This window comes from Streptomyces sp. NPDC048142 (assembly GCF_043202835.1).
GTDB lineage: Bacteria > Actinomycetota > Actinomycetes > Streptomycetales > Streptomycetaceae > Streptomyces.
This window is the reverse complement of the sequence record NZ_JBIDBC010000028.1, coordinates 23,278-46,785: the sequence shown is the minus strand read 5'-3', so window position 1 is coordinate 46,785 and position 23,508 is coordinate 23,278. Positions and strand designations below refer to the sequence as shown.

General features: G+C 70.9%; 22 protein-coding genes and 2 pseudogenes. 17 read left to right on the top strand and 7 right to left on the bottom strand.

Annotation, left to right across the window (positions count from 1 at the left end):
* Window positions 1–84 precede the first annotated feature (84 nt).
* On the bottom strand, window positions 85–1,077 hold the full coding sequence (locus ACGF2Y_RS28350; RefSeq protein WP_392953066.1) for an Acg family FMN-binding oxidoreductase: 993 nt from the start codon (window positions 1,075–1,077) through the stop codon (window positions 85–87).
* Window positions 1,078–1,352: 275 nt separating this feature from the next.
* Window positions 1,353–1,535 carry a hypothetical protein gene (locus tag ACGF2Y_RS28345; RefSeq protein ID WP_392953064.1) on the bottom strand — a complete coding sequence of 61 codons (183 nt, stop codon included), beginning with the start codon at window positions 1,533–1,535 and terminating at the stop codon, window positions 1,353–1,355.
* A gap of 331 nt (window positions 1,536–1,866) precedes the next feature.
* Between ACGF2Y_RS28345 and ACGF2Y_RS28340 the strand changes: the two genes are divergently transcribed.
* Window positions 1,867–2,676 (top strand): alpha/beta fold hydrolase, encoded by an 810-nt coding sequence (locus tag ACGF2Y_RS28340; RefSeq protein ID WP_392953062.1) that lies wholly within the window; start codon window positions 1,867–1,869, stop codon window positions 2,674–2,676.
* 45 nt (window positions 2,677–2,721) lie between these two features.
* Here the strand turns inward: ACGF2Y_RS28340 and ACGF2Y_RS28335 are convergent, their stop codons facing one another.
* Window positions 2,722–3,843, bottom strand: a complete 1,122-nt coding sequence (locus tag ACGF2Y_RS28335) for an IS630 family transposase (protein ID WP_392953059.1) — start codon at window positions 3,841–3,843, stop codon at window positions 2,722–2,724.
* Between the two features lie 85 nt (window positions 3,844–3,928).
* Window positions 3,929–4,180, bottom strand: a pseudogene (locus ACGF2Y_RS28330) (hypothetical protein); the annotation flags it as partial.
* A 6-nt stretch (window positions 4,181–4,186) separates the two neighbouring features.
* Between ACGF2Y_RS28330 and ACGF2Y_RS28325 the strand changes: the two are divergent.
* From ACGF2Y_RS28325 to ACGF2Y_RS28295, 7 genes are all read left to right on the top strand, one after another.
* Window positions 4,187–4,603 (top strand): pyruvate formate lyase family protein, encoded by a 417-nt coding sequence (locus ACGF2Y_RS28325; protein ID WP_392953205.1) that lies wholly within the window; start codon window positions 4,187–4,189, stop codon window positions 4,601–4,603.
* Between the two features lie 92 nt (window positions 4,604–4,695).
* On the top strand, window positions 4,696–5,388 hold the full coding sequence (locus ACGF2Y_RS28320; protein ID WP_392953202.1) for a response regulator: 693 nt from the start codon (window positions 4,696–4,698) through the stop codon (window positions 5,386–5,388).
* Window positions 5,389–5,512: 124 nt separating this feature from the next.
* The gene (locus ACGF2Y_RS28315; protein WP_392953056.1) at window positions 5,513–7,270 is read left to right on the top strand and encodes a GAF domain-containing protein; all 1,758 of its coding nucleotides are present in this window, start codon (window positions 5,513–5,515) and stop codon (window positions 7,268–7,270) included.
* A gap of 262 nt (window positions 7,271–7,532) precedes the next feature.
* Complete coding sequence (locus ACGF2Y_RS28310) at window positions 7,533–8,162, top strand: hypothetical protein (RefSeq protein ID WP_392953053.1); 630 nt, start codon at window positions 7,533–7,535, stop codon at window positions 8,160–8,162.
* A gap of 88 nt (window positions 8,163–8,250) precedes the next feature.
* On the top strand, window positions 8,251–9,039 hold the full coding sequence (locus tag ACGF2Y_RS28305) for a universal stress protein (protein WP_392953200.1): 789 nt from the start codon (window positions 8,251–8,253) through the stop codon (window positions 9,037–9,039).
* Window positions 9,002–9,475, top strand: a complete 474-nt coding sequence (locus tag ACGF2Y_RS28300) for a hypothetical protein (RefSeq protein ID WP_392953207.1) — start codon at window positions 9,002–9,004, stop codon at window positions 9,473–9,475. Before ACGF2Y_RS28305 ends, ACGF2Y_RS28300 begins: the two co-directional genes overlap by 38 nt.
* Window positions 9,475–9,915 carry a pyridoxamine 5'-phosphate oxidase family protein gene (locus ACGF2Y_RS28295; protein WP_392953051.1) on the top strand — a complete coding sequence of 147 codons (441 nt, stop codon included), beginning with the start codon at window positions 9,475–9,477 and terminating at the stop codon, window positions 9,913–9,915. Before ACGF2Y_RS28300 ends, ACGF2Y_RS28295 begins: the two co-directional genes overlap by 1 nt.
* Window positions 9,916–10,679: 764 nt before the next feature.
* Here the strand turns inward: ACGF2Y_RS28295 and ACGF2Y_RS28290 are convergent.
* A complete protein-coding gene (locus ACGF2Y_RS28290) occupies window positions 10,680–12,125 on the bottom strand; it encodes a serine hydrolase domain-containing protein (protein WP_392953048.1) in 1,446 nt (481 codons plus the stop codon).
* A 681-nt stretch (window positions 12,126–12,806) separates the two neighbouring features.
* On the opposite strand from ACGF2Y_RS28290, the pseudogene ACGF2Y_RS28285 reads away from it, so the two are divergent.
* The 7 genes and pseudogenes from ACGF2Y_RS28285 to ACGF2Y_RS28255 form a co-directional block, all read left to right on the top strand.
* Window positions 12,807–13,046, top strand: a pseudogene (locus tag ACGF2Y_RS28285) (sigma 54 modulation/S30EA ribosomal C-terminal domain-containing protein); the annotation flags it as partial.
* Window positions 13,037–13,585, top strand: coding sequence for a universal stress protein (locus tag ACGF2Y_RS28280; RefSeq protein ID WP_392953047.1), 549 nt, complete (start codon window positions 13,037–13,039; stop codon window positions 13,583–13,585). The pseudogene ACGF2Y_RS28285 and the gene ACGF2Y_RS28280, both read left to right, overlap by 10 nt.
* Window positions 13,586–13,618: 33 nt before the next feature.
* On the top strand, window positions 13,619–13,954 hold the full coding sequence (locus tag ACGF2Y_RS28275; protein WP_392953198.1) for a universal stress protein: 336 nt from the start codon (window positions 13,619–13,621) through the stop codon (window positions 13,952–13,954).
* 283 nt (window positions 13,955–14,237) lie between these two features.
* Entirely contained in the window at window positions 14,238–15,113 is an 876-nt protein-coding gene (locus tag ACGF2Y_RS28270) for a universal stress protein (protein WP_392953045.1), read from the top strand.
* A gap of 319 nt (window positions 15,114–15,432) precedes the next feature.
* Window positions 15,433–16,332 (top strand): universal stress protein, encoded by a 900-nt coding sequence (locus tag ACGF2Y_RS28265; protein ID WP_392953042.1) that lies wholly within the window; start codon window positions 15,433–15,435, stop codon window positions 16,330–16,332.
* Between the two features lie 32 nt (window positions 16,333–16,364).
* Window positions 16,365–17,396, top strand: a complete 1,032-nt coding sequence (locus tag ACGF2Y_RS28260; RefSeq protein WP_392953039.1) for a zinc-dependent alcohol dehydrogenase — start codon at window positions 16,365–16,367, stop codon at window positions 17,394–17,396.
* A complete protein-coding gene (locus tag ACGF2Y_RS28255; protein WP_392953036.1) occupies window positions 17,393–18,256 on the top strand; it encodes a universal stress protein in 864 nt (287 codons plus the stop codon). Before ACGF2Y_RS28260 ends, ACGF2Y_RS28255 begins: the two co-directional genes overlap by 4 nt.
* 873 nt (window positions 18,257–19,129) lie before the next feature.
* Here ACGF2Y_RS28255 and ACGF2Y_RS28250 read toward each other — a convergent pair.
* Together ACGF2Y_RS28250 and ACGF2Y_RS28245 are read right to left on the bottom strand one after the other, a co-directional pair.
* Complete coding sequence (locus ACGF2Y_RS28250; RefSeq protein WP_392953034.1) at window positions 19,130–20,305, bottom strand: cation:proton antiporter; 1,176 nt, start codon at window positions 20,303–20,305, stop codon at window positions 19,130–19,132.
* 4 nt (window positions 20,306–20,309) lie between these two features.
* Window positions 20,310–20,789, bottom strand: a complete 480-nt coding sequence (locus ACGF2Y_RS28245) for a cation:proton antiporter regulatory subunit (protein WP_392953031.1) — start codon at window positions 20,787–20,789, stop codon at window positions 20,310–20,312.
* Between the two features lie 358 nt (window positions 20,790–21,147).
* Here ACGF2Y_RS28245 and ACGF2Y_RS28240 point away from each other — a divergent pair, with 358 nt between their 5' ends.
* Complete coding sequence (locus tag ACGF2Y_RS28240; protein WP_392953195.1) at window positions 21,148–22,065, top strand: universal stress protein; 918 nt, start codon at window positions 21,148–21,150, stop codon at window positions 22,063–22,065.
* Between the two features lie 260 nt (window positions 22,066–22,325).
* Window positions 22,326–23,207 (top strand): universal stress protein, encoded by an 882-nt coding sequence (locus ACGF2Y_RS28235; protein ID WP_392953028.1) that lies wholly within the window; start codon window positions 22,326–22,328, stop codon window positions 23,205–23,207.
* Window positions 23,208–23,508 lie beyond the last annotated feature (301 nt).

The window sequence follows — 23,508 nt, the reverse complement described above, 5'->3', positions numbered from 1 at the left end:
ACGGGCCGTGCGTGCGCGCCCGGTTTGCCATGGCGGCCGCCGGCGCCTGATGCGTGGGAGACTTCACACGTCAGCGGGGCCCGGTCACATGATGCGCAGAACGTCCTTCACCGGGCGGCGGGGAGTGGCCGGGCCTCTCGGGCCGTAGCCGATACGCAGCACCATCTGCACCTGCCCCACGCCCGACCCCGGGTCGCGGACCAGCAGCCGCAGCTCTGCGGTCTCCAGCGCGTGGGAGGTCAGAGAGGTCACCAGCTCGGCCAGGGTGGCCTCCAGCAGCACCCGTTCCAGTGCCTGCCCTGCGTGCAGCCAGTCCTCAGGGCCGTCACCGGAGGTGCTCAGCAAGGCCAGGTGCGGGGTGAACTCGAAGGTGGTGCTGCCACGGTCGGCCACCGGCCGACGTCCGGCGAAGTCCCGTACGGGGGCTCTGCCGTCCCGTTTGCGTGGCCCGAAGGCGTACTCGGGGACGCCGTCGACGGCCGTGTCCGCTTCCGGTCCGAGCCGGGTCCAGCGGACGAGGTCCTCGCGGGCGCCGGGGTCCATGGCGTCCCGGCTCTCCGCGTCGCGAACCAGGTCGAGCACCGTCTCGGCATGCCAGGGGCCGGGGAAGTGCAGAGCGGCGGACTCGCGCGCGGCGGCGTCCTGCAGCATGGTCCGTACATCTTCGGGAATGTCCTCCTCCGCGAAGGGGTGGCGGCTGGTGTGCCTCTGCCGGATCCCCGCGTGCAGCCGCGCCAGGGAGCAGTCTCGCTCGCGCCCGGCCTCCTCGGCCAGATGGACGGCGGCGAGCAGCAGCGGGTCCTGCGGATCGGGCAGCAGCCGGACGTCCGGGGCGAGGCCCGCGTGCGCGGCGGCGACACGCAGATTGAACAGCGCCGCCCCACAGCCGATGTGCAGCGCCCGGTTACCGGGATCGGAGCGCGGCATGGCCCGCTCGTCATCGGCGTACAGCAGCAGAAGACTTTCGCCGGTCAGGAAGCGGAAGCGCCACGGCTGCGCGTTGTGCATGGAGGGTGCCGCCGTGGCCCCGGTCACCAAGGTGACCACCGTCTCCTCATCGACATGTCGCAATGCCACGGCTCTTCCTCACATAGACCGAAGTGCGGTCTCCGCTCACCAGGTACCCAGTGAGCGGATCGGTGGACACAGCACATCACCGCGATGGTCGCTCCGCATCCTGCGGGCCCACTCCAGTGTCCACCTCACCAGATCCCGTGACCCTGGGGAATCGGAACAGCGGCTGCTGCCGACGCGCGACGTCCACGCCCCCGGCAGAACACACCGGCTGCGGGCGATGCGGGGTCCTGGTTCAAGCAGAGCTCCGGATGGCACGGTCCTGGCTGCGTGGCCGGTCACAACAGGCCGCCCCAGTAAGGCCAGAAGCGCGTGAGGACCAGCAGCGCGATGGCTGCGTACCAGGCGCCGAGGAGCATCCACTGCGTGTCCCGCACGACCGCCGACACATCATGGGGCACGCGGACGATGCCCCACTCCAGGCAGTGCAGGGTCAGATACCAGAACAGGGCGATGCTCACGACCCAGACCGCGGCGCGGTGAGTGGAACCGCGCCCCGGCCGCGAACGACGCCATCGACATCGCCGGGATCGGCGAGTTCCCGGCGACGCGGTCGGGGCCGTACTCCTTGACGGTGTGCACCTGGGCGGCGGCGGTCAGCTAGTGCTGTGACCGCATAGGTTCACCGGGTTGGGTGGGTTGCTTGGGCGAGCGCCGTGTCTTTACGCCGTCCGGTCCCGTCCCCTCCGTGGCCGGGATGCCCACCAGGTCATGGGCTGGCTAAATGCAAGAGCGGCCCCGGCACGCGGTGGTGCGGTCAAGTAACGGAGGACTGGTATGGCAGGTGTTCGCGTGAACGGCGTCGGCCTCTTCTACGAGACGGTGGGCGCCGGCGATCCGCTGGTGCTGGTACACGGCTCGTGGGGTGATCACCACAACTGGGAACCGGTCCTGCCTGACCTGGTCCAGCGGTACCAGGTGCTCGTCTACGACCGGCGCGGCCACAGCCAGAGCGAGCGCCCGCCGAGGCAAGGCTCTCGCACAGAGGACGAGGACGACCTGGGCGCGCTGATGGACGAGCTGGGATTCGCGCCGGCGTATGTCGCGGGAAACTCCTTCGGTGCGTCGATCGTTCTTGGGCTGGCCACCCGACGCCCTGAACTCTTCCGGGGCCTAATCGCCCACGAGCCGCCGCTGGCGGGCGTTGTCACCGGAGAGCCCGAACTCCAGCCACTCATGGACGCCACCGACCAGAAGATCGGTTCTGTCCTCGCCCACCTGCGTGCGGGTGAGACGCAGGCCGGTGCCCGCCTGTTCGTTGAAGAGGTCGCCCTCGGACCCGGCGCCTGGGAGCAGCTTCCGGAACAGATGCGTGAGACGTTTCTGCATAATGCGCCCACCTTCCTCGACGAACAGAAGGATCCTGGCTGGGCGATGCTGGACCTCACGGCCCTGTCGCAGTTCACCGAGCCCGCGCTGGTGACCAGGGGCACCGCGGGCCCGCCGTGGTTCGCCACGATCACCACCCGAATCGCCGAAGCCTTGCCGCAGGCGCAGGTGCACACCTTCGAAGGGGCCGGGCACATCCCTCACGTGACCCACCCAAAGGACTACGTGGATGCAGTGACCGGATTCCTTCAGACAGCGGGCCGCCGGCCGTAGCTCACGGAGGGCCAGTGCCGTGTCCGTACGGGTTCGCCGGGTTGGTCAAGCTGCGGCTGCGTGGGGGCGTCCGCCCCAGCGGATGCCTTTCTCGCTGCGGATGCGGGCGCGTTCCTTGCGTTGGGCGGCGAGTACGTCGGGGTGGCGGGCGTTGGCGTTGCGCCAGCGCAGGTAGCGGTGCAGTGCCTGGGTTTGTGCGGGGTGGCTGCGGTGGTGGGAGTTGGCCAGGGTGAACTGCCGCAGCGGGCCGAAGTGGGCCTCGATCGGGTTGGCCCAGGAGGCGTAGGTCGGCGTGAAGCACAGCTCGACCTTGTTCTTCTTCGCCCAGCGGCGGATGTCCGCACCGGTGTGGGCGGAGAGATTGTCCAGGATGATGTAGATCGGGGCGCCGTCGGGTCGGGCGGCGCGGATCGACTTGAGTCCGGCCAGGGTGTTGGCGGTGCCCTTGCGGCGGCGGTTGACGCCCCACAGACGGTCGTCGCCCACGGAGTAGCAGCCGTGGAAGTAGGTGACCCCGTGGGTGCGGCGGTAGGTCGCCGGCAGCCGGTTCGGCTTGTCCTGCTCCGCCCAGCAAGAGCCCGCGGTGGGCCGGATCCCCAAGGGACCGAACTCGTCGAAGGCGAACACCCGGTCCGGGAAGCGCCCCAGCACCTCCTCGATCCGGTCGAGCTTGGCGTCGCGATCAGGGTCGGGCGACTCCTTCCAGGTCTTGGTGCGCTGGAAGGTGATGCCGCGGCGCTGGAGGAGGCACCGTAAGGCTTCACGGCCGATGCGGATGACACGGCCGTGCACTTTCCGCAGGTAGGCGGCGAGTTTGCGGATCGACCAGCGAGTGAAGGGCTGGCCGAGCTTGGTGGGGCGAGTGGTGGCCGTCCGGATGACGAAGTCCTCGTCGTCAAGGGTGAGCAGGCGGGGACGGCCTCCCGCCCACTGAGGGTCCAGGCAGGCCAGGCCGATCTCGTTGAAGCGGTGGATCACATCGCGCACGGTGTCCTCGTCGGCCTGGACCAGTTGGGCGATCACCGGCACCCGGTTCCCGCCCGCCGAGGCGAGCAGCATCATCGCGCGCCGGTAGCGCACCGAACTCGTGCTGCCCCGGCGCACGATCTGCTGCAGCTTCTGCCCCTCCCGGTCGGTCAGTCTGCGTACACGGACAGGCTCAGCCACCGTGCCTCCAGCGGTCGAATGGACGTCACCGCACATCCAACCGTCGCGACCACCAACCCGGCGAACCTACGCGGTCACAGCACTAGCTGACCTCCTTCCAGCCGGCGCGCACCAGGCCGCCCCTGCCACGGGCCCGCTTGTACGCACGGGCCTTGGCCGGGTCGCCGGTGATCTCGGCCCAGGCCGCCACCGGGTCACCGAGGCGCTTGCGGGCCTCACGCCACAGTGTCAGCAGCGCGCCGCGCACGTACGGGCAGCGGACCCTGCTGGGCGAGTAGGTGTACCAGGAGTACGACGCCCCGCGCGGGCAGCTGCGGGGCTCGCACTCGGGGCAGTCCGGCTCATCGAGGCCAAGCACGCCGAACGCGCCGGCCTCGACGGCAGGTCGTCCACCGCGGATGTCATCCGCGACCTGGAGGAACTGGCCGAACAGGTCCGGGCGCTGGGCGAGCTGACGGCGATGGCGACGACGTACGGCTGTGACGTCAGCCGTCCTGCGGCTACCGCGCACGAGGCCGTGCAGTGGCTCTACCTCGGCTACTGGACCGACGACGAGTCCGCCGTCGACGGACTTGCCGCGCTCCTCTCCGGCCCGGGCTGTGTGGAGCGGGTCGACGTGCTGCCGTTCCACAAGCTCGGCGCCGCCAAGTACGACGCACTGGGCGTCCCCCTTCCTCTGCGTGACACGCCGATTCGCGACCCGGCGCTGGTGGACCGGGTACGGGGTCAGCTCCGCGAACATGGGCTCGCGGCCCATTGACGCGGGCGAAAGTGGGGCCGACCGGCCCTGGTCCTGGGCCGTCCGAGAAGATGAGGATGCCAGCACCGGACGAGGCACACGAGGAGCGGTCGATGGCGCACAGCGAGCAGGACGGCAGCACGGGCAGCCCGATCAGGGTGTTCCTCCTGGACGACCACGAGGTGGTACGGCGAGGGGTGCACGACCTGCTGGAGGATGAACCGGACATCGCGGTCATCGGAGAAGCGGCGACGGCGGAGCAGGCATTGGTGCGGGTCCCCGCCCTGCGGCCCGACGTGGCCGTCCTCGACGTGCGTCTGCCCGACGGCGACGGGGTGACCGTCTGCCGTGAACTGCGCTCGACGATGCCGGACCTGGCCTGTCTGATGCTGACCTCCTTCGACGACGAGGAAGCACTGCTGGACTCGATCATGGCGGGGGCCGCCGGCTACGTCCTGAAGCAGATCCAGGGATCGGACCTGGTCACGGCCGTGCGGACGGTGGCCCGTGGCCAGTCACTGCTGGACGCGAGCGCCACGACCAAGCTCATGGCACGGCTGCGGGGCGGACAGCCGGCCGAGGAGCCGGAGATGCTGCCGGGCCTGACCGTCCGCGAGCGCGAGATCCTCGACCTGATCGGTGAAGGGCTGACCAACCGGCAGATCGGGCAGCGGCTGTACCTCGCGGAGAAGACGGTGAAGAACCACATCTCCCGCCTGCTCGCCAAGCTCGGCGTGGAGCGCCGCATCCAGGCCGCGGTCATCGCCACGCAGGCCCGCGACCGTATGCGACCCGACGGGCGCTGAAGGCGAAGGCCCGGCGGGCGGGCCCGCACGGCTGGGACGGTACCTCGTCCTGCTCCTGTTCGAGCCGTTACTGTGGTGGTGCACGGGACGGTTGCCAGGCGGCGTGGCGTTGGAGGAGTAGCGGGTGGAGAACGCCGAGGGAGCCCGTGAGGCACGGGTACGGCTGCCGCAACTGCGACTGGACGAGTTGCTGGAGGAGCTGCAGGCCCGGCTGGACGCGGCGCGCGGGACCCGGGACCGGGTGCACAGCCTGCTGGAGGCCGTGCTGTCGGTCGGCCGTGAGCTGGACCTGGAGCAGGCGCTGCGCAGTATCGTGGAGGCCGCGGCGGCACTGGTCGATGCCGAGTACGCCGCGCTCGGGGTGATCGGCCCGGACGGCAAACGGCTGTCGGCTTTTCACACGGTGGGTGTGGACGAGGAACAGATCGCGAGGATCGGACCCTACCCGGAAGGCCACGGCATCCTGGGCGAACTGATCCGCCACCCGGAGCCGCTGCGACTGCCCAAGCTCTCCGAGCACTCGGCCTCCTACGGCTTCCCGGCCCACCACCCGCCGATGAACACCTTCCTCGGCGTCCCCATCCGGGTGCGCGATCAGGTCTTCGGTAACTTGTACCTGACGGAGAAGCGCGGCGGGCAACAGTTCGACGAGGACGACGAGTCGGTGCTCGCCACGCTGGCCGTGGCGGCCGGCGTGGCGATCGACAACGCCCGCCTCTACGAGGAGTCCCGGCTACGTGAGCGCTGGCTGCAGGCGAACGCGGAGATCACCCACACGTTGATGTCCGGTGCCGACCAGGGCGGGGTGCTGCCGCTGATCGCGGAGCGGGCCAGGGAGATCACCGCTTCGGCCCTGAGCGTGGTGGCCTTGCCGGTGAGCGGGACGGACACACTCGCCGTGGAACTCGCGATAGGCCAGGAGGCCGACGTATGGCGGGGGGTCGTCCTGCCGGTGGAAGGCACTCTCGTCGGGCAGGCGTTCGTTCACCGGGCTCCTGTCAGCACCGCGGACGTTTCACGTGACTCCCCGCTCTCGGTCGGCCCGCCGCGCTCCGGCGGGCTGGGACCGGCCGTCGCCGTGCCGATCGGCTCGCGCGACGAGGCCCAGGGGGTGGTCCTGCTGGTCCGCCAGTCGGGCGGCCGGGAGTTCACCGGCAGGGAGACCGAGTCTCTCCAGGTCTTCGCCGCGCAGGCCGCCGTCGCGATGGAGCTGGCGGAACGCCGCCAGGACGCCGAGCAGATCACGCTGCTGGAGGACCGCGACCGGATCGCACGCGACCTGCACGACCTGGCCATCCAGCGGCTCTTCGCCACCGGAATGACGCTGCAGAGCGCTGGGCGGCGGGTCCAGGACGATGTGGCTTCCGAGCGCATCCTGCGGGCGGTGGACGACCTCGACGAAACCATCAAGATCATCAGGTCGACGATCTTCGGCCTGCGCTCCCGCGACGACGACACGGCGCCCGGCCTGCGCTCCCGCGCGGTGCGCGCGATCGGTGAGGCTGCTCCTCTTCTGGGCTTCGCCCCCAGTGTCCGTATGGAGGGCCTGCTCGACACGCACGTGCCCGGTAGGACCGCCGACCATGTCATGGCCGTCCTCACCGAGTCCCTGACCAACATCGCCCGGCATGCCCGCGCCGACCGCGCCGACGTGGTGCTGGACACCGACGGCAAGCAGGTCCGCCTGACGGTCACGGACAACGGCGTCGGCATCCCGGCCGGAGGCCGCCGCAGCGGCTTGGCCAACATGGCGGAACGCGCGCGGACGCTCGGCGGCGACATGGAGCTGCGGAGCCCGGAAGGAAAGGGGGCGCGGCTCGTGTGGCACGCTCCCCTGGGGCAGTCCTCGGGCACTGCGGAGGGTGCCCGTCCCGCCTCGTAAAGCGCGGCTCAGCTGCTGAGCGGCCCCTCGGCCCCTTTTCTCGGCGGCCCGGTCGGCGTCCGTCCCGTTGCGGCTCCCCCCTTCCTCTGTGGCACCGGCGCCGGTCGGTCCGGCCTGTTCGCTCGACTGCCCCGAACGCCCCTTCGTTTAGGGGCCGTTCAGCCCTGCACTGCGGACCTTTGGCGTCGGGTGCGCGGTGGCGCGGGCCGGAAGAGTGAGCGATGTCGGGAACCACTCGGACAGGGTTGGAGGGACCATCGTCATGGCCGTGCACCAGCCCACTCGCCGTCGCTCGCCTTTCCATCTGCCGTCGTTGCGCAGGACTCAGGCCGCTGCCGGACCGGAGGCGGACGTGTCGGCGGGTGCCGACACGCGTACCGCGCAGGCTCATGTTCTCGCCTCGGCCCGTGTGCTGATGGGTTTCGTCTTCCTGTGGGCTTTCCTCGACAAGACGTTCGGCCTCGGTTACGCGACCGCCTCCGGCAAGGGCTGGATCGACGGTGCTTCGCCCACCGCGGGCTTCCTCGGGCGTGTCGCTGTCGGCCCGATGGAGTCGACGTTCCACGCATGGGCCGGTGCGGCCTGGGCGCACTGGCTGTTCATGCTGGGTCTGCTCGGGGTCGGGCCGGCTCTGACGACGGGGGTGGCGCTGCGTCTGACGGCGCTCGCGGGAACGCTGATGATGGCGTTGATGTGGGTGGCTGAGTGGCCGCCCGCACAGCACCTGTCGGACGGGTCGGCGAGTATGTCGACGAATCCGTTCGCCGACTATCACCTGGTCTACGCGGTGCTGTTGGTCGCTCTGGCCGCTGGCTCGGCCGGTGACGTGTTCGGTCTGGGCCGGCTGTGGGCCAGGCTCCCGGTCATCCGTGACCACGGGTGGTTGCGCTGAACACGGCTGGTGGGGCGGGTCCGCCGACGGGCCCGCCCCACCAGCCCGTCGACAGGGACCGTCGGCTCTCTTCCGGAACCAGCGGCCCCTGCCCCGTTCGGACCCCGCAAGACACGCTGAGCCTCTCGGCCCCGAGACACATCAGCACTGGACCGAGCGGATTCCCCGGGAAGCCGCGCAGGGACTGAAGCTGCGTCACCCTGGCGTGGAGGTGAGCACCGAGCAGCGGACAGGAGTTCCGGCCGAGGTTCTGCTCGACGCCACGCATGACGCGGAACTGCTGGTACTGGGTTCTCGCGCCTTGAGTGGCCTCACTGGCTTCCTGGTCGGGTCGGTCGGCCAGTCGGTGGTCGCCCGGGCCGAGGTGCCCATGGTGCTGGTGCGCGCCGGGGAACGGGCCGCAGACGAGCACGTCGAGGACTCCGTCGGCCTTCCGTCCACCGCTACCGGTCTGCGGCCTGTGGTCCTGGGCCTGGACACCGACAGCCCCGACGACGCGATGATCACTTTTGCGTTCGAGGAGGCGCGATGTCGCGATGCCACGCTGACCGTCGTCACGGGCTGGAACCTCCCATCCTCCTACGCGTACAGCCTGGCCGCCGGAGTGGATCTCCGCGAGGACATCATCCGGGAGCAGGCCATGGCACTCGCCGAAGTGCTTCTGCCGTGGCGGGAGAAGTATCCGGACGTGGAGGTGGCCGAGGTCTCCCGGCTCGGCAGTCCCGCCGGCCTTCTGATCGACGCCTCTCGCGACGCCTCCCTCGTCGTCGTGGGCCGGCGCGTGCGCCGCAGCCCTTTCGGCGCGCACATCGGTACCGTTGCCCACGCGGTCATGCACCATGCCGTCGCGCCGGTCGCCGTCGTCGCTCACGACTGACGCGCGGACACGCCTGCTGCCACGACGGCCACCGGGCTCCTGTCCGCGCCGGTCCGGCATCGTCGCCCGGCACGACCTGCTGCACGTCTTCCTGCACCCGGAAGCGGAGATCCGCGAATCGGTGATCCGCGAATCGGTGATCCGCGAGGTGCTGGAGCGCGGTCTGCGGAGTGTTTCCGGCGGTATCGACGTGTTCCGGCCTACCCACCCCTACGACGATTCCCGGTTCGGCAACGGCACGAGCGTGCCACGCGGCGCCGCGAACGACCGGCCGCGGGTGACGGTGCGAGGTGGCCCGCCACGTCTACGCAGCCCGAGTACGGCACGTGAGGGCGTTCTCCGGCAGTGTCAGGACGGTCGGCCCTCGACGCCGACCGGCCCTGCCGTGAAGGATGGAGATCCGCGCAGGACCAGGCCCGGAAAGGCGGCCGGCTGATGTACCGCAATGACGGATTTCGGGAACTGAACCGACGGGAGAGCCTGCGCCGACTGGCCAAGGTGACGGTGGGGCGCATCGTCCACACGCGCGACGCCCTGCCGGCCGTCCTGCCGGTCAACTATCTTCTCGAAGACAACGGTGCCGTGTTGCTGCGTACGTCAGCCTCCTCCGAGCTGGTCCGCGCCGTCGACGGCGCCGTCGTCGCTTTCGAGGCCGACGAGGTCGACACCGCAGCGCACTCCGGCTGGAGCGTTGTCGTCACTGGTCTCGCCTCTGTGGTGACCGACCCCGACGAGCACGAGCGCCTGGTCCGCACCGGGCCCCGCTCCTGGGTGCCCTGGCCCGTGGAGGTCTTCGTCCGTATCGAGCCGGAACTGGTCACCGGCCGGGAACTGGCCGGCGGGCGCACCCTCCACGGAGTGAACCTGCCCTCGTGAGCTGTCGGGTGCTCCCGGACACCGGCCCCCACCTTCCGCCGACACGAGATCGTCCTACCTCGCAGGAGCTTTGCGGCGGTGTCCCTCCGGCCGGCGCGACCGGCCTCTTCTGATCTCTGCCCGGGGCACCGGTGGTTCACGAGCCCGGTCCGTACGAGCCGTCCATGATCCGGGCTGCCTGCCGGCGATCGGCGCGGCGCGGACCGCGCCGATCGTCCTTCCCGATCCTCCGAGCTCCGCGGGTGGCTGTGGGCCGAAGGGCCCTCCCCGGCAGTCCGGTGGTCCTCGCGCACGGGCCTCCCACGGGTACGGGTGGCATCTCGGCGCGGACTCGTCGGTTCTGCCGGGGAGGAACGGCGGGAGCCAGGCTGGGGAGACCGAGGAGGAGTTGCCATGAGCGGTCTCAGGACCAGCGAAGAAGTCGACGTCCAGGTACGGAACCGAGGGCAGGTGCCGGACGGGGCGGAAGCCTACGCCCGGAGGAAGGTGGAAGCCAGCGGGTTCGCAGATTCTGAAGGATTCCCCGTTGGCGGCCACTTGATGGGGAGTCACCTGGCCACCGATGGTCACACTGAGTTGCTGCTCGGGCAGTGCAAGGTGGCGGGCGAAGCCAGGCGCAACAGTCCTGCTGGCCACCGCTCCGAGTGCATTCGGCCGTGTGGCGAATGTCCCCGCCGGTTCCGCGTCGGATCCTGGAACCGACCCGCAGGGTCGGTAAGGTTCGGCGGGCCGTTGCGGGTGGCGGGGCCTGGACGGTTATGGCGTCATATGGTCTTCGGTGTGGCGCGCATGCCGACGTAGACGCACCTGGTGCCGTCGGTGAGGATGGAGAAGACCACCGGCATGTAGCCCTCGCTGAACGACGGCCCGGCGCCCGTGCCGGCGAAGACCGACTCGGTGACCGGTACGAGCTCGATGTCGAGGGGCGGGGACATGTCCTTCATGCCGTCGACGAACTCGTACAGCAGGTGCGCGCTGCCGTCGTCCTTCTGACTGACGGTCAGCAGGACGCCTTCGCGCTTGTAGGTGCCGACCAGTGGTGTCATGTCGACGGTGGGGGGCTGTGCGGCCGGTGCGAAGTCGTCCGGCATGCGCACGCTGGCCAGCTCGGCCAACAGTTCCCGCAGCAGGTCCGAGTAGAGCGCGCGGGCGTCGCCGCCGTTGGTGAGTAGTGCGATGGCGACGCCCGCCTGCGGGACGACGCGCAGGTAGGAGTGCTGTGCGACGGCTGAGCCGTCGTGGCCGTAGCCGGATATGCCGTCCCAGTCGTACAGCGTCCAGCCCAGGCCCCATCCGTCGGCGCTGACGGTCCACTTGTCCGGGCAGTCGACCTCGGCGGTCTGCATCGCCGCGACGGACTCGGCCGACAGCACGCGGGTACCGTCGGGGGCGGTGCCGCCGTTCAGATGCATCTGGGCGAATCGGACGGCGTCGCCCGCGGAGTAGATGACGCGGCCGTACGGTCCCGCCGAGCGCGGCATGAAGTCCCACACGGGCGCCGGGTCAGGGTAGGTGCCGGGCTCTCCCAGGTGGCTCATGGCGACCCGGAACCGCAGCGCCTCTTCGGGCAGCGTCATGGTGTGTTCGAGGTCGAGTGGGGCAAGGAGCCGGTCCCGCAGGGCCTCGTCCCAGGTCTGGCCGGTCAACACCTCCACGATGCGGCCGAGCACGACGTAGCCGAGGCTGCTGTAGGAGATCGCCGTCCCGGGCGGGCAGTCCGGCGCGACGCCCTGGGCAGCCTCGACATACTTGGCCAGGCAGTCGTCGCCCCGCCCGGAGTCGAAGGTGAAGTCGCAGGTCAATCCGCCGGTATGGCTGAGCAGTTGGCGCACCGTGATCGCCTTGGTGGCTTCCGCGTCCGGGGTGGCGAACTCCGGCACGATGTCCACGACGGGTGCGTCGAGGTCCAGGTCGCCGGAGTCGACGAGCTGCATCACCAGCGTGGCGGTGTAGACCTTGGCGACCGACCCGGACAGGAACACCGAGTCGGTCGTCGCCTCCACGCCGGTGCCACGGTGCAGCACCCCGCTGGCCAGCTCATGAACTTCGCCGTCCTTGAGTACGGCAAGGGTCGCGCCCGGCACGCGGTGGGCATCACGCAGCTCATCCAGCCGAGCCTGCCAGCGGTCGAGAGAGAAGCCGCCTCCGTCCGAAGCCGCCGTCCCCCAGCCCCCCTTCGCTGTCCAGTTGCCCTCTGAATCCCAGCTCACATCGCTCGACAAAGCGTCCTCCGTACATGTGGAAAGCGGTCGGTCAATAATGATCGTTTAGTGTGGCGGATAGAACAGCTGCGTGGCCGTCGGCACGCGGGGGCCGAGAATGCCGGTGAACCGCAGCCGCAGCCACGCGCCGCTGTCCACGGCCTTCGCCAAACTGGCGCCGCAGCACGTCAGAGCGCCTGGCCGCATCGTGGAGGTGCTGACCAGTGCGCAGGGGGTCGGCCAGTCCCGGATGCCGAGCTTCATCAAGAACCAGGAGGGTCAAGACCGAGCACGCCGTCGGCTGGAACATGAGCGGCCTCCGATTCTCGCTATACGCAGCCACACAAGCGCAGTCCCCGACACGCGACACAGAGTGACATTTCAACTGGCCGTACGTGGGGAATCTGAACTGGCCGCCGTCACTCACTGCCTTGAACAGCAGCTGAGCAGGGCAGGAAGTATCCCTTCATGCCTGGGCGGGGTCGATGGTGAAGCGCTCGGAGTAAGCCGTGCGGACGTAGTGGATCGCTGTGTGCGAGGTGGTACCGAACAAGCGCATCAGCCTGACCGGGTCGGCGGTACAGGGCGCGCGGATCGCACGGTGGCGGCCCGGACGGCCGGACGTGGCGGGACGGCTCGGGTCATGAGCACCGCCCGCACCGACAGCACCTTCCGGCCGAAGAGCGCCGCAGCATCCGGCACAAGTCGTTCAGCCTGGCCCGGCAGACACCGCAGGACGCCGTGATCGACCTGGAGGCCATGGACCACGACTTCTGGCTCTTCACCGACCTGGTCCCAGGGCACGACAGCGTGGTTCACCGGGACGCTGTCGGCGGTCGGCAGCGTATGGCGTCGCTCGGGACCACCGGCCGACAACGGGACTTCGAGGGACCGCTGAGCGTCCTGATCGCCCCGGCCCTGTGGGGGTAACCGACTCACCACCGCGCCGCCCCTTGGGGGATCGGACAGCTCGCGGTCGACGGCCCGCGCGCCGCCGCCAGGCACCGCGCCCGGGTCTTCGCCCTGCCCTCGCCTTCGCGCTGCCGCCGCTCCTCGACCAGACGCACCCCGTATTCGGAGGAAACCATGTCACGACGTACCGTCATCGCCGCTGTGGACGGCTCGGCCGAGTCGCTCGCCGCAGCGGCGTGGGCTGCCCGAAGGGGCATCCCGACCTCGACGTCAGCGTCGAGCAGGTCATCGGGCGCCCCGCGGAGGTGCTGCTCTCCGCGACGGAGCAGGCGGAGGTCCTGGTGATGGGATCGCGAGGGCTCGGTGTCCTCGGTGGTTTCCTGGCCGGATCGGTGTCCACGCGCGTCATCGCACGTGCCGAGCGCCCGGTTGTCGTCGTGCGGCCCGGCGAACGGGTCGAGGACGACAGAGCCGGTGGCAGCGCGGCCGGCAGGCAGTTCCTCGGTGTGGTGCTCGGCCTCGACCTCTCCCGGCCGTGTGACGAGTTGATCTCTTGAGCCTTCGAAGCCGGCACCGCTCGCGCGGCCGGGCTGCGGGTCATCCATGGCTGGACCGCCCCGGCGGTCTTCGACCACGACCCCGCAGCCGCCGACCCCGGCCATCGTGTCGCCCGGGGACTGCGCGAAGCGAGCGTGCTCACGGACGTACTGCGGCCGTGGCGCGGCACGTTCCCGCAGGTCGAGGTCACGGAACAGTCTGTCGTCGGCAGGGCCGCCCACCACCTCGTGGACGCCTCCGCGGAAGCCTCACTGCTGGTGGTGGGGCGGCGTATACGCCGAGCACCGTTCGTCACGCACGTCGGGCCGGTCACGCACGCGGTGCTGCACCACGCCGCGGCCCCAGTGGCAGTGGTCCCCCACCTGTGAACACGTACGGTCGGCTCGACGCGGACAGAGAGACCGCCGGGGCCGGCTGTCTCCGCTTCCATGGCACATCAGCTCCCCGGATCGGCCCTTCCGGCGGTCGCGCCGTCCACCCGGCCCGAGACCGGTTCGAGGCCCCGTCGGGCAGCACAACCAGGGCCGCTCAGGCCCACACCGGGGACGATCGGCCCCAGTACCGGATGCCGGGCCCCGTGTGAGGCTCACACCATCACGTCATTACGTCCGCTGGGGTCTTCCCCTACCAGCGGCAGCATCAGGAGGCGACATGTCCGGCATCATCACCGTAGGACTGGACGGGACCGACCACGCTTCGGCGGCGGCGGACTGGGCGGCCCAGGAGGCAGAGCGCCGGGGATCGGCCCTGCGACTGGTGCACGCCTGGGTCTGGCGCCCCACCGACGTGGTGTACGTCGGAGACCGGGCGGCCGAGGAGCGCTGGGTGCGCAACATGCTCGACGAGGCCCGGTCCCGCGTGGCCAGGGAGCATCCGGCCCTGGACGTCACGACCGAGCTGATCGTCGACGACCCGGTGCCCACCCTCCTGGCCGAAGCCGCACGCGCCGACATGCTGGTGCTGGGATCGCGCGGTTACGGCACCCTGGCCGGCTACCTGATCGGTTCCATCTCGATGAAGGTGCTGCGCCATGCGGCCGGGCCGGTCGTCATGGTCGGGAAGCCGCATTCCGGCACGCCCCAGCAGGATCAGGAAGTGGTGGTCGGCGTGGAACCCGGGCAGATCGGTGACGCGGTCCTGGAGTTCGCCTTCTCAGCCGCGGCCGAACGCGGAGCGACCCTGTGTGTCGTACACGCCTGGAGCGTACCGATGTCCCTCGCCTGGAGTCCGGGTTCGCTGTATCTGGTCGACGAGGCGAACGGTCTGGAGCAGATCAACAGGGAGGTCCTGGCCGAGACCCTCAAGCCGTGGCGCGACACGTATCCGCAGGTCGAGGTCGTCGAGCACTTCGAGATCGGCTCGGCCTCCGAGGTCCTGCTGTCCAATAGCGTCGGTGCCGGCCTCGTGGTCGTCGGGCGGCGCAGCCACGAGGCGGGCCTGCGACGTCTCGGCCCGGTCACCCACGCCGTTCTGCACCACGCCACAGCCCCCGTTGCGGTCGTGCCTCACGACTGTCCCCCTGGGTAGGGCCGTCGCCCACATCCCCTCACCGTGCGCACGAAGGCGCGTGCGATGCCTTCTCTCCCGCGCCGGCCGGACCGCTCGCTCGCGCCCGGCCCGAGCGGTACCCGTCCGGTGCCGCTCGACCTGGCGCGGTTGTGGCCGTCCGCTTCCGGCCGTCCGAGGCAACGGATGACTGCGGCTGAGCACCCCCGGCGCCCTCGGACCGCCGCGCACCCGCACCGATGGGGCCGGTCGGCCCCCGCGGGGGACCAGCGGCCCCTGCCCCGAGAACCTGCCGAACGCGACTCTGGAACCAGAGCATCCGACACCGGAGGAGACCATCATGACCCGCACGATCACCGTAGGGCTCGACGGATCGGCCGAGAGCGGAGCCGCCGCGGAATGGGCGGCGCGCGAGGCGAAGCTGCGTGACCTGCCGGTACGGCTGATCCACGTGTGGATGCCGGTGCCGGAGCCGATGGCTCAGGCACCTCTGCTGGGAGCAGAGACCCAGCAGCACTGGACCGAGCGGGTCCCCCGCGAGGCCGCCGAAGGGCTCAGGCTGCGCCACCCGGGGGTCGAGGTGAGCACCGAGCAGCGTACCGGGACGCCGACCGAGGCCCTCGCGGAAGCCGCCCGCGACGCTGAGCTGCTGGTCCTCGGGTCCCGAGCGCTGAGCGGGCTCGGCGGATTCCTCGTGGGCTCCGTCGGACAGGCCGTGATCGCCCGGACCCAGGTGCCCGTGGTCCTGGTGCGCGCCGGGGAACAGGCCGCCGACGAGCACGTCATGGACCCTGCCGGCATTCCGTCCGCCGCCACCGCTTTCCGCCCCGTCGTCCTCGGCCTCGGCAGCCCCGACGGCGCCGTCATCGCCTTCGCCTTCGAGGAGGCGAAGCGTCGGGAGGCCGCCTTGTACGCGGTCCAGGCCTGGGACTCGTGGCCCTATGCCGTCTACACCGTCGGGCCGGGTTTCGAGCACCACGAGGAGTTCTCCCGACGGAGAGCCGACGCACTCGCCGAGACCCTGCGTCCGTGGCGGCAGAAGTACCCGGACGTCGAGGTCGTCGAGGTGTCCCGCCCGGGCAGCGCCGCCGCTCTCCTGATCGATGCCTCCCGTGACGCCTCCCTCGTCGTCGTTGGCCGGCGTGTACGCCGTAACCCCTTCGGCACCCACATCGGTGCCGTCACCCACGCGGTGCTCCACCACTCCACCGCGCCCGTCGCCGTCGTCGCGCACGACTGACGCACGTCCGGACACAAGAGAACGAGGACATCATGAAGGCAGCGGTCGTACGGGAATTCGGTCAGCCCCTCGTCATCGAGGAGCGCCCCGACCCCGAGCCCGGCCCCGGACAGGTCCGTGTCCGCGTCGAGGCGTCCGGGCTGTGCCACACCGACATCCACGCCGCCCACGGCGACTGGCCCGTCAAGCCCACCCCGCCGTTCGTGCCCGGTCACGAAGGTGTCGGCCTTGTGGAGAAGCTCGGCGAGGGGGTCAGCCATCTCGCCGTCGGTCAACGGGTCGCCGTGCCGTGGCTGGGCAGCGCGTGCGGGCGCTGCGAGCACTGCCTGTCGGGCTGGGAGACGCTGTGCGAGAGCCAGGTCAACACCGGTTACGGCTGCGACGGCGGATACGCCGAGAAGATGCTGGCCTGGGCCGACTTCGCCCAGCTGGTGCCCGAGGGCGTCAGCGCCGTCGACGCCGCCCCGCTGACCTGCGCGGGCGTCACCACCTACAAGGCCCTGAAGGTCGCCGGCGTCCGGCCCGCACAGCTCGTCGCCATCTCCGGCGTGGGCGGTCTCGGCCATCTGGCGGTGCAGTACGCGAAGATCGCCGGCGCCACCGTCGCGGCCATCGACGTCACCGACGAGAAGCTCGAACTCGCCCGGGAACTGGGCGCCGACATCCTCATCGACGCCCGTACCCAGGACGTCGGGGCGGAGCTGAAGCGGCACGGCGGCGCCCACGCCGCCCTCGCTCTCGCCGTCAGCCCGGCCGCTTTCGAGGCCGTCAACTCGGGTCTGCGGCGCGGTGGGAAGCTCGTCATGGTGGCCCTGCCCGCGCATGGCACCATCCAGGTGCCCATCTTCGACACCGTGCTCAACGGCACTTCGGTGATCGGCTCCATCGTCGGCACCCGCCAGGACCTCGCGGAGGTCTTCCAGCTCCACGTGGCCGGCCGGACGAAGGTCATCCAGGAGACCCGCCCGCTCACCGCCGTCAACGAATCGATCGACGAGGTCCTGCACGGCCAGGTCAAGGCCCGCATCGTCTTCGACCTCGGCGCGGGAGGCCGGGAGCGGTGAGCCTGCCCCTGCTCGTCGGCGTCGACGGCTCCGAGCACAGCCTGCGGGCCGTCGACTGGGCGGCCGACGAGGCAGCCCTGCGCCGGGTGGCCCTGCGGATCATGTACGCCTCCCTGTGGGAGCGCTACGAGGGGCCCGCTCTCGCGCCGGAGGTCGGCAGCTCGTCCGGACGTGTCGCCGCGGAGGACATCCTCGCGGCCGCGGCCCTGCGGGCGCTGCGCCATCATGCCGGGCTGCCCGTGACGACCGCCGACGTGCTGGAGGAGCCTGGGCACGCCCTCGTGCGCGAAGGCCGCGACGCGTCCGCCGTGGTCGTGGGCAGCCGAGGACGCAGTGGTCTCGCCGATCTGCTTCTGGGCTCCGTCAGCCTGACGGTGGCCGCGCAAGCCGACTGCCCAGTCGTCGTGATCGGTGGCAACCACAGCAACCGCGCTGTGGGCGGGGGCCGGGATCACATCGTCGTCGGAGTGGCCGACGGGCCGACAGCGGCCGTGCGCTTCGCCTACGAGGAGGCGAAGCGGCGTGGTGTCCCGTTGGAGGCGGTACGGGCGTGGCGGTGCCCCATGCACGAGACGGTCGACCACCCTCTGCTCACGGGCGGTCCCGACCGACTGCACGAGGAACGGGCGGCCAAGGAGCTGGAGGAGACTCTCGCCGACGCTCCCGTGGAGGTGCGGCTGCGGCGGCGCACGGTGGAGGGGCCCGCCCACAGGGTCCTCCTGGCCGCCTCGCGAGACGCTGGCCTCCTCGTCATCGGCCGACGACGTCCCGGCCGCCCGGGGCCCCGTCTCGGACGGGTCGCCCACACGGTCCTGCACCACTCCGGCTGCCCTGTCGTGGTCGTGCCGGACGTGAAGTGAGTGCGAGGGCTCCGGTGTGGACGAGGGGACAGGTGGGACGTCTTCGGGACCGCACCCGGGCTCCGACGACGTCCCGCCGCCGTGCCTGGTGCAGAGCCGGCCACCTACTGCGGGAACTGCTTTGAGCGAAGCCGTTCGCCGCGTACGTGCACAAGATCTACGCCGCCTTCGCCGGGTACCGGAAGCGAACCGCCGAGAGAGGCCGGTGCGCTACGAACTGCAGGACCGGCGGCCGAGACACCGCTTGCCCCCGGCCGTGACCGATCGGGCCGCCCCGGAGGCTGGTACGGCGGGCGCTGCCCGTGGGCCGTCGGCCGCTCCGTACGGTGGCAGCGCGAGAACTGGGCCGAAGGCCACTGTGGGTCATTAGCGCTCTTGCGCGTGTCGACCGATCCGCAGGGCGATGCTGGGCTCAAAGTCTTGGCGCCCAGCTGCCACCGATAGGGCGGGTAGCGCCAGGACCAACTGAGGAGATCCTCGTGACCCAGCGACTCGATGGCCGGGGCCCGGCGTCCGGGGAGGTGCGAGTCGAGAGAGATGGTGCCGCTCCGGATGACCCAGAACCGGTCTGCGGGCCGGCCCTCCTCCAGCGGCTGTCCGGTCGGGGCGTGCTGCTGGTCGGAAACGCTTTCGCCTACTGCGACGACTCTTGACCCAGGCTGCCCCCCCCTGGTCGAGGCAGGCAAGGTGCCAAATGAGGAGGAGGGCAGCGGAGTTCCGCTTGGTGGACGGATCCGTACCGCGGGCCCGGGGCTCTCGGCCGGGCGACCAGGCCATGAGGCCCCCGGCGCTGTCGCAGGCTCGTACGCTGGTCCTTCGAGGCTGAACGCCACCCCCGTGCGGGGATCGCGGTGCCGTCTGCCGTCTGCCGGATCAGGACACGGGCGTGCCGCGTCGCGGTGAGCGCTTCGCATCGGACGGGCGCGGTCCGGTGAAGCGGGTGATGACGGGGCCGGCCACGGCGAGCAGGAGGACATAGGCGGCGACCAGGGCGCCGAGCCGGTCATGGCCGTTGCCCATGAGGCCGATGATGACGATGGAGAACTCGCCCCGAGCGATGAGCGCGGTCCCCGCCCGCAGCCGTCCTCGGCGTCCCACTCCTTCGCGGCGTGCCGCGTACCAACCGGACGCCACCTTCGTCGCGGCGGTGACCACGGCCAGGAGCAGGGCGACCGGAAGTACCGGCAGCAGCGAGTCCGGTGGGATGGACAGGCCGATGGCGAGAAAGAACACGGCGGCGAACAGGTCTCGCAGCGGGCTCAGTACCTTCCGTGCCCGGTCGGCCGCTTCGCCCGTGAGGGAGAGCCCGACCAGGAAGGCGCCGACCGCCGCCGAGACGTGGACGGCCTCCGCGAGGGCCGCGACGACCAGTGTCACGCCCAGGACGCGCAGCAGCAGTTGCTCCGCGTCGGGGTGCGACAGCAGTCGCCCCAGGTGATGCCCCCACCAGTAGGACATGGTGAGCGCGGCCGCCACCGCGCCCAGGGCCAGCAGCACTCCGAGCAACGCCTGCTGCCAGGTGCCTCCGGCGGCCACGACGGCGAGCAGCGGAAGGTACGCGGCCATCGCGAAATCCTCCAGCACCAGCACGGACAGTACTGCCGGGGTCTCGCGGTTGCTCATCCTCCGCAGGTCGCCCAGGAGCCGGGCGATAATGCCCGAGGAGGAGATGTAGGTCACCCCGGCGAGCGCGAGGATCCCTCCGGCGTCCAGCCCGAACAGCCATCCCGCCACCGCGCCGGGGGTCGCGTTCAGTACGAGATCGACCCATGCCGAGGGGAGGTGGCGGCGCAGACTGACCGTGAACTCCGGCACGGTGAACTCGAGACCGAGCACCAGCAGCAGCAGGACGACGCCGATGCCCGCGCCGGTTTCCACGAAGGAGCCGGCTGCCGGGACGGGGGCGATTCCTCCCTCGCCCAGCGCCAGGCCTGCCAGGAGATACAACGGGACCGGGGACAGCGCGAAGCGTCGCGCCAGCGTGCCGAGCAGACTCAGGGAGGCGAGGATGATGCCCAGCTCCAGCAGCAAGGCGACCGAGATGTGCATCCGCTCAGCCCCGGACGAGCTGATCCACCGCGGCGATCCCCTCACGGGTCCCGATCACCACCAGTACGTCCCCCGCACTGAGGACCTTCTCCGGCCCGGGGGACGGGATGACCTCCTCACCACGAACGATCGCCACGATCGACGCGCCCGTCCGTGTCCGTGCCCTGGATTCTCCCAGCGGGCGGCCGACGAACGGGGTGCCGGCGAGCACCTCGACCTGCCCGGCGCTGAGCCCGGGCACCTCTCTGGTCAGATCCGCGAACCGCTCGGCGATGCGCGGCGCGCCCAGGATCTCGGCGAGGACGTCGGCCTCCTCGCCGGTGAGCCGGAACACGGCCCGTGCCTGGTCCGGGTCCCCTTCTCCGTAGACCGCCAGTTCGAAGTCGCCCGAGCGCCGTGCGACCACGCCGACCTTGTCACCCTCCAGATTGACGAACTCGTAGAGCAGCCCCACACCCGGCAGTAGCACTTCGTTGACGTCCACCCGCACTCATCCCGTCCGCCGTGAAATCGTTGTCGTGCGGCTCGGTATCCCGACCGCCCTGCCCTGGGTACTCGGCATCCGAGGACGGCAGCTCAAGCTCCGGCCTCGGCCGCGGAGGCCCACTGGTCACTCTTCCTCTCGTTGCGCTTGGGCCGGCAGGGCCCGTCCGGCCCCGCACGGAGGGCCGGACGGGCCTCCATGCGGGGCCGGCTCCGACCGGGGCGCTGGCAGCGGTCGTGTCGGACGAGTGGGTCGGGACGGTTGGCCCTGAAAGTGGCCCACATGCCCCATGGCAGGAGGAGCATGTGCGGGGTGGACTGGGATACGAGAGTCAGGCGGTCCGGACGTAGGAGGCATGGTGAGTGGTCTGGTGGTTGTGGGTGTGGACGGGTCGGAGTCGAGTTTCGCCGCAGTGGAGGCGGCGGCTCGGGAGGCGCGGGCGCGTGGGGTGGGGCTGCGGGTGGTGCACGCGCTGGTCTGGCCGGTGACGTATGTGCTTCCGCGCCCTTCGCCGGGGGGCGCGTCGCCGTTGGGGCCGCCGCCGATGGACCCGTCCGAGGACGGGCTTCGGAAGATGGCCGGGGGGCTGGTGGCCGAGGCGGTCGGGCGTGCGCGGGCGGAATCGCCGGAAGTCGAGGTCAGCCACGCCGTGGTGACGGGTGAACCCCTGAGCGTCCTGGAGGCGGAGTCCCGTGCGGCCGAGCTGGTCGTGGTGGGGTCCCGAGGGCTGGGCGGGTTCGTGGGGCTGTTGGCCGGGTCGACGGCGGTGCACCTGGTGGCACACGGGCGGTGTCCGGTGCTGGTGGTTCGCGAGCAGCCCCTCGCGGACGGTCCGGTCGTGCTGGGCGTCGACGGCTCGGCCGCGGGCGAACCGGCGGTGGACTTCGCCTTCGCCACGGCGGAGCGGCGGAAGGTCCCCCTGGTGGCGCTGCACGCCTGGACGACGTGGAACGCGCCGCTGCCCGCTCCGCAGGACGCGTCCGCTCCGTACGCCAACCCGCCGGGCGCTCTCGCCGAGGAGGAGGAGACGCTGCTGTCCGAGGCGCTCGCGGGCTACCGGGCGCGGTATCCGGATGTGGTGGTGGAGCGCCGGGTGGTGCACGGCCGAACACGTGAGGCGCTGATCGACGCGAGCCGCTCCGCACAGCTGATGGTGGTCGGTGCTCGAGGACGCGGCGGGTTCGCCGGACTGCTGCTCGGCTCGGTCAGCCAGGCCGTGCTGCACCACGCCCACTGCCCGGTCGTCGTGGTGCGGGCGGCGGGCGCTCGGCACTGACCACGCCTTGGCGCGGGGCCCGCCGACGCGTTCTGAGGTGCGGACGCGGACTGCCGAACAGACGGTGATGACGCCGCGCGGCATGTACGTACGCACGGCGGGGGGCGCAGCCCTGCTCGGTCGCGACGGCTTCAGGGCCGCTCGGCAGGGCCGAGTGGTCCTGAAGGCGGCCTGTTGGTCCCTGGGCGCAACGGAGTGGCCGCGCCGAGGATGGGGGTCAATGAGCCGCGCATCGGCGGCGTCCAGGACGGGAGAATGCAATGACTGATCCGGTGATCGTGGGGGTGGACGGTTCCGCCTCGGGTCTTGAGGCGGTCGACGTGGCGGCTCGTGAGGCGCGCCTGCGTGGAGCCCCGCTGCGGATCGTGCACGCTTTCGGCCACGCGCCCGGCCACCGTCCGGCCGGCGGGCCGCCGTGGAGCCCGGCCGACCACGGTCTGGAGCCGATGGCCCGGGGGATGCTGGCCGATGCCGAGGAACGGGCCCACGCGGCGGCACCGGGCGTGGCCGTGACTCGGTCGGTGGTGGCGGGGGAGGCGTTGGAGGTGATGGAGATCGAATCGCGGTCGGCGTCCTTGGCCGTCGTCGGCAGCCGGGGACTGAACGGGTTCTCGGGATTGCTGCTGGGCTCGACCGCGGTCCATCTGGCCGCACATGGCCACTGCCCGCTGATGGTGGTGCGAGGCCGCACCGATCCGTCCGGAGCGGTGCTGCTGGCCGTCGACGGCTCCGATGCCGGTGGGTCGGCGGTGGAGTTCGCGTTCGCCGAGGCCGCCCTGCGCGGGGCACCACTGGTGGCCCTGCACGTCTGGAACACCTGGAGCGAGCGCGCCTACGAAGGCCCCGGCGACCCCCTCAACGCCATGGTGGTGGACATCGAACGGCTCCGAGAGGCCGAGCAACGCCTGCTGGACGAGACGGTCGCGCCCTGGCAGAAGGTCTTTCCCCACGTCAGGGTGGAGCGGAGGCTGGAGCGTGCCCGGATCCGCCCGGCCCTGCTCGACGCCAGCCGCGACGCCCAACTGGTCGTCGTCGGCGCCCGGGGACACGGTGGTTTCACCGGACTGCTGCTCGGTTCGGTCAGTCAGGCTCTGCTGCACCACGCCCACTGCCCCGTCACCGTGGTCCGCGGCCAGGAATGACCGTGCCTCAGCAGACCACACGACCGAGAGCAGCGCTCTGCCGGTACCGGGGGCCCGCAGCCGGATGCCCATCGACGCGACGCCGCCGACGTGGCGGGCTCGCTCGCAAGTGGTTCCGGAACGTGGCCTGACCACCGCGGACGCCGAACGGCGGGCCGACGCCCGGGGAGCCGACGAACTGGCCGAACCGGTCCGCCGGCAGCGGTGGGCTGCGCCTGCTGGACCAGTTCCGCAGCTGGCAGATCGGCATCCTGCTTGCCGCCGCAGTCATCGTCGTCGTCCTGCTCGTCAACGCCACCAT